Annotated in this window: 12 protein-coding genes and 1 pseudogene; 2 read left to right on the forward strand and 11 right to left on the reverse strand. The window is 43.0% G+C overall.

All coding sequences use genetic code 11. The features are described from left to right. Positions 1 to 199: 199 nt before the first annotated feature. The 6 genes from RMY32_RS32090 to RMY32_RS32115 form a co-directional block, all read right to left on the reverse strand. A complete protein-coding gene (locus RMY32_RS32090) occupies positions 200 to 820 on the reverse strand; it encodes a low-complexity tail membrane protein (protein WP_322714256.1) in 621 nt (206 codons plus the stop codon). 105 nt (positions 821 to 925) lie between these two features. Further along, positions 926 to 4,090: a translation initiation factor IF-2 gene (gene infB, locus RMY32_RS32095; protein ID WP_322714257.1), complete on the reverse strand. Its 3,165-nt coding sequence runs from the start codon at positions 4,088 to 4,090 to the stop codon at positions 926 to 928. Between the two features lie 480 nt (positions 4,091 to 4,570). Further along, positions 4,571 to 4,840 (reverse strand): YlxR family protein, encoded by a 270-nt coding sequence (locus tag RMY32_RS32100; protein WP_322669753.1) that lies wholly within the window; start codon positions 4,838 to 4,840, stop codon positions 4,571 to 4,573. 134 nt (positions 4,841 to 4,974) lie between these two features. Beyond that, positions 4,975 to 6,261, reverse strand: a complete 1,287-nt coding sequence (gene nusA, locus RMY32_RS32105; RefSeq protein WP_322714258.1) for a transcription termination factor NusA — start codon at positions 6,259 to 6,261, stop codon at positions 4,975 to 4,977. Between the two features lie 222 nt (positions 6,262 to 6,483). Next, positions 6,484 to 6,945 carry a ribosome maturation factor RimP gene (gene rimP / locus RMY32_RS32110; RefSeq protein ID WP_322714259.1) on the reverse strand — a complete coding sequence of 154 codons (462 nt, stop codon included), beginning with the start codon at positions 6,943 to 6,945 and terminating at the stop codon, positions 6,484 to 6,486. A 301-nt stretch (positions 6,946 to 7,246) separates the two neighbouring features. Next, the gene (locus RMY32_RS32115; protein WP_322714260.1) at positions 7,247 to 8,695 is read right to left on the reverse strand and encodes a hypothetical protein; all 1,449 of its coding nucleotides are present in this window, start codon (positions 8,693 to 8,695) and stop codon (positions 7,247 to 7,249) included. A 529-nt stretch (positions 8,696 to 9,224) separates the two neighbouring features. Between RMY32_RS32115 and RMY32_RS32120 the strand changes: the two genes are divergently transcribed. Further along, entirely contained in the window at positions 9,225 to 9,974 is a 750-nt protein-coding gene (locus RMY32_RS32120; RefSeq protein ID WP_322714261.1) for a peptidoglycan-binding protein, read from the forward strand. 31 nt (positions 9,975 to 10,005) lie between these two features. Here the strand turns inward: RMY32_RS32120 and RMY32_RS32125 are convergent, their stop codons facing one another. Together RMY32_RS32125 and RMY32_RS32130 are read right to left on the reverse strand one after the other, a co-directional pair. Next, a complete protein-coding gene (locus RMY32_RS32125; protein WP_322714262.1) occupies positions 10,006 to 10,899 on the reverse strand; it encodes an SDH family Clp fold serine proteinase in 894 nt (297 codons plus the stop codon). A gap of 112 nt (positions 10,900 to 11,011) precedes the next feature. Beyond that, positions 11,012 to 12,907 carry a serine/threonine-protein kinase gene (locus tag RMY32_RS32130; protein ID WP_322714263.1) on the reverse strand — a complete coding sequence of 632 codons (1,896 nt, stop codon included), beginning with the start codon at positions 12,905 to 12,907 and terminating at the stop codon, positions 11,012 to 11,014. A 295-nt stretch (positions 12,908 to 13,202) separates the two neighbouring features. Here RMY32_RS32130 and RMY32_RS32135 point away from each other — a divergent pair, with 295 nt between their 5' ends. Next, positions 13,203 to 14,123, forward strand: a complete 921-nt coding sequence (locus RMY32_RS32135; protein ID WP_322714264.1) for a DUF3365 domain-containing protein — start codon at positions 13,203 to 13,205, stop codon at positions 14,121 to 14,123. A 174-nt stretch (positions 14,124 to 14,297) separates the two neighbouring features. On the opposite strand, the gene RMY32_RS32140 is transcribed toward RMY32_RS32135, so the two are convergent. The 3 genes and pseudogenes from RMY32_RS32140 to RMY32_RS32150 all read right to left on the reverse strand — a co-directional run. After that, the gene (locus RMY32_RS32140) at positions 14,298 to 15,548 is read right to left on the reverse strand and encodes a serine/threonine-protein kinase (RefSeq protein WP_322714265.1); all 1,251 of its coding nucleotides are present in this window, start codon (positions 15,546 to 15,548) and stop codon (positions 14,298 to 14,300) included. A 583-nt stretch (positions 15,549 to 16,131) separates the two neighbouring features. Beyond that, positions 16,132 to 16,965, reverse strand: a complete 834-nt coding sequence (locus RMY32_RS32145) for a Uma2 family endonuclease (RefSeq protein ID WP_322714266.1) — start codon at positions 16,963 to 16,965, stop codon at positions 16,132 to 16,134. Between the two features lie 454 nt (positions 16,966 to 17,419). Next, positions 17,420 to 17,538: pseudogene (locus tag RMY32_RS32150) on the reverse strand (IS630 family transposase); the annotation flags it as partial.

Genomic DNA, 17,538 nt, shown 5'->3' on the forward strand with positions numbered 1-17,538 from the left:
ACGGTAACTGGATATTGGCAATGGGGCATTGGGCGTTAGGAGTGCTGGGTGCTGAGTTAGGAGTTAAGAGTTAGGAGTTTTGTTTCTCTCCTTGTCCCCTCACTCCCTCACTCCTTCTTCTCCCTGCTCCTCTGCACCCCTGCATCTTTTGATACTTATTTATAGCCCTTTAAAGTTAAATAATATACTTTACGGGCTGCTACGAATCTGTATTTATCTTAAACAAGGATTGTAATAATCGAGGCACGATTTGATTAACTCGCACTCCTAAAATTGTGAAATCTTGCTTAATCTTTTCTAAAGATAATGGTTCTATGCCAGCAAATTCTGTGTCATTAGTCACCAAAACTCGCATTACACTCACAGGTACTTGTAAAAATAGATTGCCACCCAAAAATGCTAATCCCGCCAGCACTAGTGCAAGACTGCGCCATTGTGGGAGAAATTTAGCTGAATCTGCTACTAATGGGGCAATTTGGTAAAGATACCACAGTATCCAAACCGACAAGGCTGCTGCCACCAATGCCAGAATACGATTTACCTTTGTATTAATTAAACAGAGAATTTTTCGCTGCCGCTCAGTCAGATTTTCTGGTTTTTGGGCTATTCCTAAAAGAGCAAATATATAAAAAGGGCGACGCAACTGCATCCATAGCAGGGGGAGAACACCAATAGCGGCAACTAAGAATAGCTCCATCCAGACTGGTAAGAATGGCTCGCCTACAGACAAGAACAATAAGCAGAGTACTAAAAAAACAGGCAACGTCGCTAATCCAGCGACGTGAATCCACAAAATAGGTTCAGAGCGAAATGAATGCATATTATAAAAAGTTGTGAGTTAAGACTTAGGAGTTAGGAATTAGCAGTCTTTAACTCCTAACTCCTAATTTATCACTCCTAACTTCTAACCATTTTACCCTCAACACTATCTCGTTAAGGTGAGAGTGCGGCGCTTCGTAACCATTTGATAGGCTTCGATGATATCACCATCAACCCAATCATTGAATTTATCGATGCCGACACCGCATTCATAACCGGCGTTGACTTCACGGCTATCTTCTTTCATCCGTTTTAGGGAGTCAAGAACGCCTTCATAAATCACCTTACCGCCGCGTCGCACCCTGACTTTACAGTTGCGAACTAGCTTGCCAGATTGAACATAGCAACCGGCAACAGCACCGCGACCGACTGGGAAGACGGCACGGACTTCGGTTTGACCCAAGGGTTCTTCCACCAACTCTGGTTCCAAAAGACCTTCCAAGGCATCTTGGATATCTTCTAGGAGTTTGTAGATTACGTTGTATTCACGAACATCTACACCCGCTTCATCGGCAGCTTGTCTGGCACCACTAGCGAAGGTGGTATTGAAGCCAATAATTACAGCGTTACTGGCAGCTGCTAAGTCAATATCTGTCTCGGTGATTTCCCCAGCAGTAGCCAACAGCATCCGAATTTGGACTTCGTTTTGCGGGATTTGCTTGAGCGCTCCTACAATGGCTTCCACGGAACCTTGTACGTCTCCCTTCAAGATCAAGTTGAGTTCTTTCAACTCGCCTTCTTGTGCTTGAGCAGACAAGGTTGTAAGAGTAACACGACCCTGTAACAAACGGGATAGGCGTTGTCTGTCCGCGCGATCGCTAGCGAGTGCTCTGGCTTCTTTCTCGTTTTGGAAGACCTCAAACTCGTCGCCGGCTGCCGGCACATCACTTAAACCTAGTACCTCGACAGCAAAGGAAGGAGAAGCAATGTCTACTCTCTTGCCTCTGTCATCTACCATCGCCCGGACTTTACCAAAGGCCGAGCCAGCTACTAAGATATCTCCCACATGCAGGGTACCATTCTGAATTAGCAGGGTAGCAACTGCTCCTTTAGCTTTATCCAGATGTGCTTCAATGACAGTTCCTTTGGCGGTACGATCTGGGTTGGCAGATAGTTCTGCAACCTCTGCTACTAAGAGAATCATCTCTAAGAGCGTATCCAGATTTTCACCTCTGATGGCGCTCACGGGAACCATGATTGTCTCACCGCCCCAGTCTTCTGAGGTCAGACCATACTGAGTGAGTTCTTGTTTAACGCGTTCTGGCTGTGCCCCTTCTTTGTCAATTTTGTTAATCGCAACAACAATTGGCACTCCAGCAGCTTGGGCGTGGCTAATGGCTTCAATGGTTTGGGGACGGACACCATCATCAGCAGCGACTACTAAGACGGCAATATCTGTTACCCGCGCTCCTCTGGCCCGCATAGCTGTAAAGGCTTCGTGACCAGGAGTATCCAAGAAGACTATCTGCTGTGGTTTCCCCTCATGTTCGACATCCACATGGTATGCACCGATGTGTTGAGTGATCCCGCCAGCTTCGCCCGCAGCCACTTTGGTTTTGCGGATTGAGTCGAGCAGGGTTGTTTTACCATGGTCTACGTGACCCATGATTGTCACAACAGGCGGACGGCGGTGGAGATATTCTAGGTCTTCTGCACCGACCATTTCCGTAATTTTCCGAGCTTCTGCTTCTCGTTCGGCGGTTTCGACTTCTATTTCTAGTTCTTTTCCTACCAGGGTAATTGTGGGAATATCCAGATTTTGAGTGATACTCACCGCCATACCTTTAAGGAACAGGATTTTTACAATCTCTGTATCGGGAACGGCTAATACGTCAGCCAGTTCTTGCACAGTCAACGGCCCTGTGATCGTCACTTTTTCGGGGCGATCGCGCTTTGTCTCGGCTTCTTGGCGACGGTTTTGGTGATTGTCGCGCCCAGAACCAGACTTGGAACCAGACCTGGAACCAGACTTTCTGGCTCTTGCAGTTGGGGCGCTAGCAAGGGTTGCACCTGGTATCTGTACAGGTCGAGTCGCTTTGGGTTTGGGAGGACGAGCGATAGAAAGGCTGACTTGGACTGTGGCTGGTGAATCTATATCGTCATCATCGAGCAAATCTTCTTCAAACTCATCATCCAGTATCGGCTTGATTCGCTTACCTTTGACGCCAGCTTTTGCCTTCTCTTTAACCTCGTCAATTATTTCCTCTTCTACCCACTTTTTACCCCCTTTGGTCGGTCGAGGCGGACTTGGGCGTTTCAAATCGAGGAGATCCGGTGTGACTGGTTCATCACCCAATCCTTGAGATTTGCCCGCTATGCCTGACATCTGTCTGGGGGGAGTAGCAATCGGCATTGCGGCTGCTACTGCTTCACCTGGACGTGCCGGTCTGGGTCTTTGTCCCTCTCCCAGTTGTGATGGTGCAGATGGTCTATTACCTCTCTGCTCTGGTCTGCTGGGTGCAGGCGTGGGACGACTTGTCCTTTGTGGCGCACTTGGTGGAGACTGGTCTGTTGGCAGTTTAGCGACTCTCGGCTTAATTTGTTCGCGATCGCCTTCTGTGGGTCGTTGCCGTTGGTCGCGCTTGAGGATCGGTTTATCTGCCTGAGATACTGGTGGTTCATCTACCACCTGGGCTTCTTCTGCCGCAGGTCTGGCTGGAGGAGCAACTAGTTGTGGTTTGATCGGTTTTTCCGATTTTGGTCTGGGTGGAACTATTTTTTCCGGTTTTTGGGATGCTATTTTTTCCGGTGCCGGACTTGGATTAGGCGTTTGTTCCAAGTTAGCGATCGAAGGTTGCTCTTGAGTCTCAGATTGAGTCCGGGGCACAGGTCGAGTTGGTGCTGCCGGTTTTTGGGGTGAGACTGGTGTAGCGAAAGGCCGTGGCGGAGAGGGAGGATTAGCTTCAGACAAGGCAGCTTGGGTATTGTTAGCAAGTGACGCCTCTGGGGCGTTAGGTGTAGTATTTCTCAATATTTTGGGTTTGCGTATTTCCAAAATTTGCTGTTTGTGGGGTGCAGCAGGTCGCGAAGGTCCGCCGTTGGGTGGTGAATTTGGTTTATGGCTGGTTGTACCTAGTTCCTTTTTGGCTGACACATTCGTGGCTGCAAGCTTTTCTGCTGCCGCTCGGATGTTTTCTGCCTCGGATTCTGAAATCGTGCTGCTATGACTTTTGACCGCAATATCGAGCTGGTCGCAAATTGCTAGTAGCTCTTTGTTATCCAAATTCAATTCCTTTGATAATTCATAAATTCTAACTTTGCCGTTGTTCATCCACTCTTCCCCTTTAATTTACAGTTTTAGCGGATGGTTGCCTGGGAGTGCGACATCTCCATCCTTGGATTACTGTTTTTAGACTGCCGTTCAGTTTTTGCCGGTGCCTCCAATCAGGAAAGAGAGATGTTTCGGTTTAATAATGGCATCCCCACCAGTAATGATGGTTGAGGGATACCCATAAAAATTTCTTAAATAAAAGATTTTTATAGGAATCCTTGACGCCGAACTGCGCCTGAGCGCTACCAGGTTGCCATTTTGTAGTTTCTTGTTTTGTTGATTCTGAGTCTTCCACAACACAATCGATGACATTTTGTTCTGGGAATGTTGCCTCGCCCCTCGTTATTGGAGAGCCGAATGCCTTTTACACTCATTTACTATTTTGGCACTAACCTTAACGATCGACAGAGAGTGTGATGAAAGCGCGACTTCGGCTTTTGACACAATTCCTCTAATGATTACGTCACAAAGTTGTTCCAACTAAATTTGGTTTTGGGTATTACTGCGCGCTAGACGTTGCGACAAGCTTTGGTACAGTGCTTCTGGCACTGATGCATGTAGCGATCGCCCTAGTCGATTTTTTTTTTGAGCCGCTTGTAAGCAACTCGTTTCTGGACAAATGTAGGCAGAACGCCCCATGCCCTGATCCAATTGTACCTTTCCCGATGGAAAGACGCGGACAATCCGCCAAAACTGATCTTTTGAGCTTACTTTCCGGCAGCTAATACAGCGCCGATAATTTGGTTTCATCGGTTCTTTGCGATCTCAGTCCAGGATAATGGAAGTAAAAATAAGTTTATTATGACTATTTTTTACTTATACTAAGTAGCTTTTAAGACTGAGACTACAATCTTACACTATCAAAACTTTAGAAAATTAATCAATTATTCATCATCGTTATTGTCAAAACTATCTTCCTCTTCTAATTCGTTCTGATTTTCATCCTCGAATTCTTCTTCAAAATCCGGGTCGTCTTCTTCTGATTCCTCTGATTGATATTTTGTTCTGACGGCTGCAAATTTGGTATCCTCTGCTGCATAGTCATACTTAGCTTTGTCTTTAATGTCTATTTTCCAACCAGTCAGACGGGCTGCCAAACGGACGTTTTGTCCTTCTTTCCCAATAGCCAAACTCAATTGATCTTCAGCTACAAGTACGTGAGTTTGCCGTGATTCTGGGTCCATCAAGCGTACTTCATCTACTCGTGCTGGACTTAAGGCATTAGCAATGTATGTTGCTGGGTCTGGCGACCAACGAATTACATCTATTTTTTCACCGCGTAATTCGTTGACTACCACTTGAATTCGCGATCCCCTAGCTCCAATACAAGCGCCTACTGGGTCTACATCGCGATCGAGAGTATCTACTGCTATTTTAGTTCGAGGGCCGACATAACGGGAAGGTGGGTTTGCCTCCCTAGCTACGGCAACAATCCGTACAACTTCATCTTCTATTTCTGGGACTTCGTTGGCGAAAAGATAAACTACCAAACCAGCATCAGCACGAGACACAAGCAACTGTGGCCCTCGTTGCTGACCTTGGGAGACTTTTTTCAGATATACCTTGAAGGTGGCATTTGCCCGATAATTATCGTTGGGCAACTGTTCCCGCTTCGGTAATTCGGCTTCTACTTCTGGCTGACCAAAGCCGCTGCTAACTGCTAGAACCACTGATTGCCGTTCAAACCGCAGGACTCTTGCTTGGAGAACAGTTCCTTCTAAATCTTGGAACTCTTCTTGCACCATCTGGCGCTGTTGATCCCGTAATTTTTGCGCCAATACTTGCTTAGTTTGCATCGCCGCCATTCGACCAAATTCTCCTTGGTCAGGGGTAACATCCAGCACTACAGAGTCCCCTAACTGCGCTTCAGGAGCTACTTGTTGAACTTCGTCGAGAGAAATTTGGTGATCTGTATTATCTACTTCTTCAACAATGGTTTTGGTAGAAAGAACGCGAAATCCTTCTCCTTCAATATCGAGTTCTACTTCAAAATTTTCAAAATAATCTTCGTCAAACTGTTTGCGCTCTAAATTTTGGGCGCGGCGATAGCGTTCATAGCCTTTAAGTAGTGCTTCTCTTATAGCTGATTGAACCGCAAGCCGGGGTAAATTCCGCTCGCGACTTATACTTTCAATTAATTCTTTTAATCCAGCTAAAGTAACCATTGACATAAGCAATCTCCTTTAAAAATTAGGGACTGGGGACTGGGGATAAGGGGTAATGGGGACTGGGGAATGGGGCATGGAAAGAGGCAGGGGGGCACTAGGGGAAAGACTGACTGTAACTTTCCCTAGTGTCCCTGAAGCTCCTGTGCTCCTCTGCTTTCCCAACCCCCAATGCCTAATCTCCAGTCCCCAATACCTAGTCCCTAGCCTCTAGCCTTAGTAACTTGTTTATCGGCGCTCCTCTAACTGCACCTTAGTAATTAGGGAGCGGGGAATTTCGACTACACGACCTTTTTGATTTAAGTAAAGTGCTGTCTCATCCCGACGAATCAACTGACCAATCCACTCTTGTTGTCCGTCATAGGGTGGCGAAGTGGAGATAATAACAGGAAATCCTTTAAAGGAAATAAACTCCCTGTCTGTTACCAATTGCCGCGAAATACCAGGACTAGACACTTCCAAGACGTATGTATCTGGAACGATTTCCGTAGCATCTAAGGAGGCTTCTAAAGCACGGCTCATCCTCTCACAATCGTTCAACCCAGTGTCTTGCTCAGGATTGCGAATGTCTACCCGCAACACTGGTGGACTTTGGTTGGTGTGAAAAACCACGCCAACTACTTCCAATCCCAGTTCTTCTGCCACTGGTGTCGCCAAATCAATAATTTGTGGAACTAAAGGATGAGCCATGAGAGAATTCAATAAAAAAAGTGGGCATCGACCCACTTCCTGCGATAGGTATATCTTCCAAGAAGTCTTGTGACGAACCAAATTATGATTCGCCTAATTCGAGTTTAGCGCATTTCTTTTATAGTCGTGTATTAGGGATTGGGCGTTAAGAGTGCTGAGTTAAGAGTTAGGAGTTAAGAGTTAGGAGTTAAGAGTTAGGAGTTTTGTTTACCCCCTTGTCCTCTTGTCATACCATTTCACTAAATTTTTGATAAAAATCACGTTTCTTGCTTCCCCTGCTTCCCCTGCTCCCGTGCTTTCCCTAGCCTTCCCGTATTTTTGGGAGAGTAGCGCCTTTATCCACTACTACGGGAACTGATACTTGTGTTCGTAGCTGCCGGGTTTGCTCGATAATTTGGTCTATGTCTTCTTGGGATAAACGCTGGACGTAGTTGAGTTTGATTTCCTCTAAGAAGTCAAAAAGTAAACTCTGAATTTCTGAGAGTACATGTTTTTCCTTGATTTGAGATCCCAATACCTTGGTGAAGCTTTCTACTAGCTGACTGGTGAGTTGTGCTCCTACAGGGTCTTCAACAGCGCTAACTAAAGTTTTGTAAAGATTAGTTGTGATTTGAGTCGCTAGTTGTTCGCTTAACTGGGTTTGGGCCTGTCCCACGCCAGGGAGATTCTGGAGGTTGCGGTAGACGGGGACTTGATGGAAGACGGTTTCGATGTTGTGGCGCAGAATGGCAACGATCGCAGGTTGGATATCAGGTAGCACTTGGTAGACAATTGTTTTTACCAAAAGACCTGCGATCGCTTCTACTTCATTCACATTATTAATATCTATGTAGGGACGTAAATTTTCTTGTTGCGAAAGCCAGCTGGTTAACTCACCCCGCTGAATTGAACCCTGAACCTGATTAATCACCCTCACTACGACAATTTCTGTGAGTTCTTCGGCAAAATTGGCAACAATCCCCTGATTAAGTTGCTTTCGCACTGGATGCAGATTCAATAACTGCGCTCGATCAAGGCGAATTAATACAGGTATGATTCGCAACCCTCGCCAAAATGGCAGTAGTAAAAATAAATCGTACCAACGCCACAATAGTGCTTCTAACCAGCTAAAACCGGGATGTTGGCGTCTGAGCAAGAAGGTGCGCCCCAGCAATTCTACGCCAAATAAAATCACAAAGGGTAAGTCAATAATCCAGAATTGATCGATAAAATCACCATTTTCTCCGATTTGGCGGTAGTAGTTACTGGCGATCAAAGGGCGAATGCTTTTGTTAAAAAAATTAATTTCTTCAAGCCAGCCATTTTGTGATAGATACGGCTGACTCCAAAAAGTGGCAAAAGACTGTTTTGCAGATTCTTTACCGATGTGCGATCGCATCCTTTGTTTAATTTTCTCTAGAGTCCCACTCTTATTCGCTCCTGCAAACGGGTTACTGTCAATCATCTCGCTACTAAGACGACTTATTTGTATTAACCTGCTATTTACTTGAGGCGACTGTAACCCTGTTTGCCTAACTTGTTCCTCTAATGCGTCTACTGTTTCTAGATAACTTTTTGTGTCTCGATGACTTTCAATACCTTTGATTGGGTCATAAATCTTAGTAATTTGCGGAAGTTTTCGCAAGTAAATATCTCGCCAAGGTACGTAACTCAAATCAAACAATACTAAACCTAAATTTACTGCGGCTGCAATTGCCATAAATCTTTCAAACCAAAGATTACGCTGCTTAGAAGATTTTATATTTCTCATTTTTTGTAATATATGATACTTATTGAGTAGTTTAAAACATAAACTTTTTCATTTATTAATTTTTTGCTCTTTCTAACCAATTACAGCAATTTCCAGTCGAGTAGACCCCAGTAGAAGTACACATCTGTCATGGGTGTCAACTTCAGCCCAAAACAAAAACTCCTTTAAAACCTCTTTTTCAACCCTAAGCTGAAAATACTCCTCATTGCAGCACAGCCACAGGTAAAGAGACTGCTTTTGATTTTCAGTTGACGCTCAATGCACAGATGTGATTTTCTAACGCAGTTTTGGATTAAAAGGGTGGGTATATTCGCTTCAAATGATAACCGCTGTATCTTTGCTAATACAAGATACTTCTTTTGATGGATGACAGAAATTATTGTTTAAATATCTAGCTAAATTTAACAAAAAAAAATCACAATTTGTTCAAAATTCATTAAATAATCGTGAAAAAAGTTATTAAACAAACTTAAAATGCAGCTGTTAACGTTTATGATCCTGCTGATTTGACCCAAAGGAGTTTTTAAGTATGTGGTGTGGGTTTGGAAAATCAAGCGCAACCTTTGCTGTTACTTGCCTGATGACTGCTAGTTTGGTAATTGCAGACACAGGTTTTGCAGCCCCTCAAAAAAGTTATACGCCCCAGCAATTCCGTGAAGTATTGCGGGGATTAGGCTATAACGTCAAGGTAACAAACACCGCTTTGACAGATGCGGAAACTAAAAAGGCAATTCGAGAATTTCAGACTGGTTATAAGCTAAAACCAGTTGATGGCATCGCAGGGCCAAAAACCCAAAATTTTGCTGCTAACATCGTTCAAATTTTGCACATAAATTTAAATGCAGTGGTGAAGCCAAATCCTCCCCTACCGCGCGATCATTTTTATGGTTCTCGCACGGAAGAAGTGGTGAAGGAGTATCAGAAGAAATATCAGCTGCAAGAAACTGGAATTGCTAATTTAGCACTCCGCCAAAAGCTGAATGAAGAAGCAAAGACACTCTTCAGCCAGCCGACAACTAAACCAACAACTAAACCGACAACTAAACCAACAGCGACACCGAGAGCAACACCGAGAGCGACGCCAACAGCGACACCGAGAGCGACGCCAACAGCGACACCAACAGCTACGCCAACAGCTACGCCAACAGCGACACCAACAGCTACGCCAACAGCGACACCAACAGCGACACCAACAGCGACACCAACAGCGACACCAACAGCGACACCAACAGCGACACCAACAGCGACACCAACAGCTACCCCAACAGCTACACCCTAGTCGCCAGAAAAAACTCCTACCCCAAAGCCCCTTAAGTAATCTGATTTGGTTCTTCTAAGGGTCTGCCCTTTGGTGTAGGTAGAATTGGACGGCGGTCATTGTAAGGCATAGGAATGTACTGCACGCTGGGTCGTCCTCCTTGTGGCTGTGGGTACAGATCCATGAGATCGTAAATAGAATGGGGCAGTCCGACGGTTACGGGCAGCCCCATTTCTGTTGCTTCTTCAATAGTGATGGGATAATCATGGGTGACGCGCCCAGTTGTCAAGGCTTCGATAATCGGTTCGATATTTTCTGGCAGAACTTTTTGTTTAGGTATACTGTCTTTTAGTAAAGTTCGTACAAACCGCTGTACCTGCTGTATTGCTTTGCGTGATAGGTCGGCCATAATTAGGGTTTGGTCATCAATCTCACTGATGGGTTTATCTTCAACCACTTTCAGGATACTGGCTGCGGGGTAATTACCCAGTTGGGGATCAACTGGACCCAAGACAGCGTTAGCATCCATAATAATTTCATCAGAGGCGAGGGCAAGCATTGTACCGCCACTCATAGCATAGTGAGGTACAAAGACTGTGACTTTTGCTTGGTGGCGAATTAACGCTCTGGCGATTTGTTCCGTAGCCAAAACTAATCCACCAGGAGTGTGCAAAATTAAGTCAATCGGCACTTCTGAGGGTGTGAGGCGAATTGCTCGCAATATTTGTTCTGAGTCTTCGATAGTAATGTAGCGAGATAGGGGAATTCCCAAAAAGCTAATGGACTCTTGACGGTGAATCAGTAAAATCACCCGACTTTTGCGTTCCTGCTGGAATTGTTGTAAAGCACGCAAGCGCCGATATTCTATTTGACGTTTTTGCCAAATGGGTTGCAAAGAAGTCAGAAGGAGAAAGATCCAGAATAAATCACCAATACCAAAGCCCATATAATTTATTTTTGTTCAAAAATAACGGTTGCCGTCATTATTGTCACAAATTTGGGGCGATCGCAGTTCTATCTGTAGATTTATAGAAAAATTATGAATTAGGAATTATTTATTACCCCCTCCGCCAAATTTTAATAGTGTCGTCATCACTACCGCTAACTAAGGTTTGACCATCGGGACAAAAGGCGACACATCTAACATAGTTGGAATGCCCTGTAAGTGTGCTGATTTCTTTACCACTGTGTATGTGCCACAGTTTGATAGTGTTGTCCCAACTGCCACTAGCGAGAAATTGTCCATCCTGGCTAAAGCCGACTGACCAAACTGAATCAGAATGACCAATGAGAGTACGAATTTCTTTGCCTGTATTTACATGCCAGAGTTTAATCGTGTTGTCACCACTGCCACTAGCGATAATTTCCCCATTTTTGCTGAAGGCGATACAGTTAACAAAGAAAGAATGGCCTGTAAGTGTGTAAATATTTCTGCCTGTGTATATTTGCCACAGTTTAATGGTGTAATCATTGCTCCCACTAGCCACTAGCTGTCTCTCCTGGCTATTAGTTGTAGACGTTATCGGAGAGTAAGCAATTGACGAAACTGGGTCAGAATGACCTGTAAGAGTTTGGATTTCTATGCCTGTTTGTACCTGCCACAGTTTAATTGTACAGTCAGCACTGCCACTAGCCAGAAACTTGCCATTTGGACTAAAAGCAACAGAATTCACCCAATTAGCATGACCAGTGAGAGTACGAATTTCTTTACCTGTGTTGACATCCCACAATTTGATTGTATTATCCCAACTGCCGCTAGCTAAGATTCCCCGGTTCAGGTCTGCAACTCTTGCAGATTTACCTGACTCGCTTTGATAAGAAAGGTTTGAAGAGATTGGGATTGGGCTAAAAGCGACGGAATGAACCATACTGGAATGATTAGAAGACCAACGACCCAGTTGACGCACTAGCTTGCCAGTGCCCATTTGCCAAAGTTTGATGGTCTTGTCATTACTGCCACTAGCAATAAATTGCCCGTCTGGGCTAATGGCGATCGCATGAACCATACTAGAATGACCTTTAAGGGTCTGTACACATTGCCAGTTCTGCCGATCTAATACAACAGGTACAGGTAGTTGTAGTTTAGGCTTTGTCAATAAACTAGGTGATATTTTTGTTACATAATTACCTGTATCAGGGCCCAATAAATCTAACCACTCCTGCACAGACTGGGGACGATACGTTGACTCCAGATCCATGCCGCACATAATAGCTTGATTTACCCTGTTGCTGATGTTGGGATTAAAATATTGTGGTGGTTCTAAATTGATATTGTGTCGTCTATCATCTGCACTAGTTGGTACAACTGCGGTAAGCAAGTTATACAAAGTAGCGGCTAGGGCGTAAATATCAATGTATTCTCCTCGCGGCGCTTCTGATTCATATTGTTCAGGAGGGGCAAAACCAGGAGTACGATACACTGTATGCCTTTGGATCGTATTAGGAATAAATTCTCTAGCGATGCCAAAGTCTATCAGCACTGCTTCTAATTTATCAATGCGGATCATGATGTTGCGTGGTTTGAGATCCCGATGCAACAGTCCTTTAGAATGGATTAGGATCAAAGCGTCGCCAATTTGCCGGATGTAAAGTAGTGCTTCTGCTTCTGATAGCACCCCTATTCGCCTCAAGCGCTGTGCTAAGTCTTCCCCTTCGATGTAATCCATCACCATGCAGGGCAAATTCCCTTCATCAAAGATGGTTTCTATCTGTACTATATGAGGATGGTGGCACACAGCCAGCCGAACTGCTTCATCACGAAAGTCTTGCCGTAACTTGTTTCGGTGGAGTATCCAGGCGGGGTGATTCAGGATTTCTTCTTTGAGGGTTTTAATCACTCGCTGTTGATTTCGTTGATTTCTGGCAAGATAAGTAATGCCAATTCCGCCTTCACCTAGTTGGCTTTCAATAATGTAGCGTCCCCCGAATAAAGACTTTCCTGCATTCCACACCATTAGTAATATTTGACGATTGCTGGTATTTATTTTGGCACGGTATCAGAACCGCCAACACGAATTTTTGGGAATTCCATTTGAATTGCTGTTGTAGCTTTTTGGAACTTAGTTACTTAGATAACATTTTGATTAACCTCAATAATTACTAATAGTATAAAGTTTGAATATACCCTCATAGTTTTGCTTAAACTATGCCTTTATACGAAAACATGAAAGTTGATTGCTCATGCTAGAGTAAACAGTAACTTTAGACATATTTGTTCATAATAATTTGACTTGTAGGTAATCTAAAATTATGCTTAAGAATCTAAATTTGAAACAAAAATTTACAATTCTGCTACTGGTAATTTTGACATTTGGTCTGAGCTTGAGTGGATTTACTCTTTCTTCTCTACTGAGGGAGAATGCTAAACAAGATATTAGCTCCACTGGTCTCATGCTCATTCAAACAATGAGTTCTGTTCGTAAATACACCAGCACTCAAGTAAATCCAGAGCTAGTTGATAAATTAACTACTGAATTTTTGCCGCAAACCGTTCCTGGATACTCAGCACGAGAAGTGTTTGAAATTTTACGGAAAACAACAGACTACCGTGATTTCTTTTATAAAGAAGCAACTCTCAATCCCACAAATCTTCGGGATAAGGCTGACGGTTTTGAGACAGAAATTGTAGAACAGTTCAGAAATAAATCAGACCTTAAAGAAGTTAGTGGATTTCGCTCAATTCCTGGTGGGGATATCTTTTATATTGCTCGTCCCTTAGCAGTGTCTGAACAAAGCTGTCTGGCCTGTCATAGCGTACCTGAAGCTGCACCTCAAAGTATGATTAGTCTTTATGGTGCTGCTAATGGATTTGGGTGGAAACTTAATGAAATTGTTGGCGCTCAGATTATATCAGTACCCGCCAAGAATGTCATTAATAAAGCAAATCAGTCTTCTTTACTCATTATCTTGATTGTATCAGCTATATTTATAGCGACTATCCTATTAGTCAACTTGTTCTTGAATCGACAAGTTGTAATTCCTCTCAAACGCATGACTCGCATAGCCGAAGAAGTTAGTACGGGACATATGGAAGTTGAATTTGAGCAGATGTCCAATGATGAAATCGGTAATTTAGCTAGAGCCTTTAAACGGATGCAGTTAAGTTTAGAAATGGCGATGAAAAGAATCAAACGTACTCAAGGAGGTACAAGCGATTACAATAATTCATAATGATGCTGGGTACCTGAACTAGCTACTGCTACGCTAATGCAATAACTTCTGTAGAAGACGTTGCATGTAGCTTTGCTAAAAAACCTTGTTACTTTTATGAAATCTCTTGACTACAACTTACAGAATTAGTTAAATAGATTAAAATGATTCCTCAATTTCATGATGTCTAAATCTCTATGAAAATAAGCTTTTTTTGAATTCAAAAGCTGCTTGAAAGTTAGGAATTTCCTTAGTTACAAGTTCAATGAATTGGTCAGCGGAAATATAAGGATTGTGAGCTAGTATTTCTTCTATAATCAGATTTGCCATTGGTCCAATGTGGTAGGCTAATTCTTGCTGGCAATGTTTGATAAATGCTGGTTGGAGTGAGGATTGTTGTTGCTGTTGTTCAATTTTTCGCCCAGTTTGTGGACTAGTAGGTGAATTAAAAATTGTTTCTTCAGGTTGGTTATGTGACTGCGATATGGCTGACATAGCCTGAAATTCAGGGTTAAATACTGTGGCTGGCAAATCATCAACCATGATTGCAGAAGATATTGCTATTTCTGGTTCTCCAATACGCTCTAAATCTCCAAGAACTTCGCTGGCTGTTTGGTATCGCTTGTTAGGTCTATCTTCCAACATACAATCAAGCACTTGAGCAAACTCATCAGTAACATAGGTATAATCACGCCAGTTCCATTCAAGTGAATATTGATCCATTAGTAAAGATGGATCTCTAGCTGTGAGTAATACAATAGCAGTTACACCCAAAGCATAAAGGTCACTGGAGGGTGAACATAAACCCAAACTAATCTGTTCGCGGGGAGCGTATCCAACTTTGCCTACAAGGGACATTTTGCCAACAAACGTTACCTGGTGGTTGGAACTTCTTGCTTCGTTAATATCAGCAATTTGCTTGCCTACCCCGAAATCAATCAGCACTGGTAGATCCTTGCCATCGGGTAACATGATGTTGTCTGGAGAAATATCTCGATGGATAATGTTGTGCTGGTGGACATATTCCAAAACAGGCAGCAGATTCTTTAGCCACTGTATAACTTCGTCTTCAGAAAAATTTCTTCCTTGACGTTGCAGTTCTCCTAGCAGTCTTGAATATGTTTTACCGTCAACATACTCTTGTACTAGGAATAGCCGACCATCTCCTTCAAAGCAAGCCAAAAACTTGGGAATTTGAGGATGTTGCAATTGATGAAGAATTTTAGCTTCTCTTTTAAATAAGTTACGATATTGTTCCAGTCCACTTTCGCCTGTGCCAATGGGTGCAAATTCTTTGAGAACACAGGCTTCATTAAACCGACGAGTGTCAAATGCTAAGTAAGTTCGTCCCAATCCTCCCTGTCCTAGAAGTTTTTGGATAATATAGCGGTTATCGATTAGAGTTCCAGCAGCTATTTCTGGTCTTGTCATAGGGGACTGTGACATCATCATCGCACTCCTAGCGATTTTGTTATTGATAAATTATCTAATTTGCTGAAAGTCAGAAACTCTAGCAGATAAGGGCTGATAACATCCTTTAAATTGAGGTTAGCACCACTATCAAGCCAAGGAAATACACTTTTCTACAATTTTCTGATGGTCTGGTGTTACCAAATAGACAATTTTAATGTGAGTAATTCGATCGTAATACTAATACTTAAGTATTTTAGCCGCTGCAACATAATCAGTGTCTGCGGTAATATCTGCAAATGCTCAGGGGTTCGCCTTTGAGATTTGCTGCTGAACCTTATTTTCCCCATAGTTACCCAATTGAAACTGGGTTGAGGAACAGTAAGGATATAGCGTGACATCACGGTTTTTCATAAAAAATGAGGTTGCTATAAACTTGCTGAAAGAAATATTATATGTATTTCAAGTGCTAAATATGCGATCGCTCTCAAAAATTAATCTTTCTGAGAGCTAATATCATTATCAGATAGCTGCTTCGGCATCGGCTATCAAAGTTTTCACTACAGATGATTCCTCAAAAGCAGAAAATCATGCTGCGTATCAGAAAAGATTCGTGAAGCTACAATAATTCATCTAGTTCATCAGGATTCACGCCCAACTGACGCAAACGTTCTGCTAATTGTTCTGCTTTTCGTTTAGCTTGAGCAGTTTCTTGTTTAGCTTGAGCAGCTTCTTGTTCGGCAATTATAGCTCGTTGGGTTGCAGCAGCAGCTTCCTCTGTGGGTGCGGGAATTAATTCTCCCGTTAAAGTGAACCACCTTAACCACAATTTTTCAATATCTTGAAATGAACCTTGCCATAAGCCTAAACTTATATTTATCTCTGGCATTAGTAGATATCCATCGGTCAAATTCATCGGTTCATAGTGACCGCCGACTAACTGAAAAGCCCGAAGTTCATTAGTATCGCGACTAAATACAACATAGTAAGGAATCCGCAAAATTCGCTCATAAACTTCCCATTTGCTAGGAGGTTTATCTGCTGCACTTTCTCTTCTTGTGCCTAAATCTTCGTCTTCCGTACCTGGAGATAATAACTCAACAACTACAAAGGGATTTGCTGGTTCTTGCCAAGTGACATAACTTAACCGTAAGTCTTGCCCTTTGTATAATTTTTCTACGCCTACTACACCAAACCAATCTGGGCGTTTATACCACAAAGGATGCTGTAAATCATAGTAGAGATTAAGGTCAGCCGCACTGTAAACTAGTTCTGAATTCCAGTTAATCGGCTGAAAAGTTAAGTATAAAAGTAAGGGTTGTAAAAAATGAAAATCGTCTGGCAAGCCTGGTTCCTCTGGGTTATCACTTGGTAAATCATACATCGTTGGTAGGGTTTCCCAAGGAGGAAGCGGCGGGTCAGATTGAGGGATGTAATGGGGAGAAGAAGTCATATTAACAATTCAAAATTCAAAATTCAAAATTCAAAATTAAAGGCATTTTGATTCGGGGATTTAAACTCAGACTCAAAATATATTACGACAAGACGTAGGGATCTTAAACCCTTGAATGTACGATAAAAATTAGGTTTGTATTTTTCGGCTATTACTTTTATGGCTCTACCATACTTATTAGGCTAAATTTACAGCTTCCAAAAGGAAATAGGGAGAATAGATGTGTACTGAGTTTTTTCACGTAATCAAATAGGATTCCTATAGAAGTAGTAATGTTATTCCACAACTAGCTGCGAAGTGTTGGCGCACCGCTCTGCTAACGCCTAATTTTGAGATTACCTCTGCTACTATTATCTCTAAATGTTCGGCTTTCTTGGGTCAAATACCACTGGACTCTAATCGTGAAACTTGCTCAAGGTTGCTAATTAGCGAGATATAGCAACCGCCAAGGCGGTTAAGCCGCTGTGTGAAGCACAGCTTCCATCGCATCTCTCAGACAGCCAAATTGAATTATTTGCTTACGAATTCGGCTTTTTAACCATGACCAACATCGCTCAATTTTGTTAAGCTCGG

This window comes from Nostoc sp. ChiSLP03a (genome assembly GCF_034531215.2).
In the GTDB taxonomy this organism is placed as follows: domain Bacteria; phylum Cyanobacteriota; class Cyanobacteriia; order Cyanobacteriales; family Nostocaceae; genus Nostoc.

Coding starts and splice junctions, on each gene's coding strand:
- RMY32_RS32115 (WP_322714260.1), bottom strand. CDS start 8,695: ATGAGAAATATAAAATCTTCTAAGCAGCGTAATCTTTGGTTTGAAAGA.
- infB (WP_322714257.1), bottom strand. CDS start 4,090: ATGAACAACGGCAAAGTTAGAATTTATGAATTATCAAAGGAATTGAAT.
- RMY32_RS32130 (WP_322714263.1), bottom strand. CDS start 12,907: ATGGTGTGGAATGCAGGAAAGTCTTTATTCGGGGGACGCTACATTATT.
- RMY32_RS32125 (WP_322714262.1), bottom strand. CDS start 10,899: ATGGGCTTTGGTATTGGTGATTTATTCTGGATCTTTCTCCTTCTGACT.
- RMY32_RS32135 (WP_322714264.1), top strand. CDS start 13,203: ATGCTTAAGAATCTAAATTTGAAACAAAAATTTACAATTCTGCTACTG.
- RMY32_RS32120 (WP_322714261.1), top strand. CDS start 9,225: ATGTGGTGTGGGTTTGGAAAATCAAGCGCAACCTTTGCTGTTACTTGC.
- RMY32_RS32140 (WP_322714265.1), bottom strand. CDS start 15,548: ATGTCACAGTCCCCTATGACAAGACCAGAAATAGCTGCTGGAACTCTA.
- nusA (WP_322714258.1), bottom strand. CDS start 6,261: ATGTCAATGGTTACTTTAGCTGGATTAAAAGAATTAATTGAAAGTATA.
- RMY32_RS32100 (WP_322669753.1), bottom strand. CDS start 4,840: ATGAAACCAAATTATCGGCGCTGTATTAGCTGCCGGAAAGTAAGCTCA.
- RMY32_RS32090 (WP_322714256.1), bottom strand. CDS start 820: ATGCATTCATTTCGCTCTGAACCTATTTTGTGGATTCACGTCGCTGGA.
- rimP (WP_322714259.1), bottom strand. CDS start 6,945: ATGGCTCATCCTTTAGTTCCACAAATTATTGATTTGGCGACACCAGTG.
- RMY32_RS32145 (WP_322714266.1), bottom strand. CDS start 16,965: ATGACTTCTTCTCCCCATTACATCCCTCAATCTGACCCGCCGCTTCCT.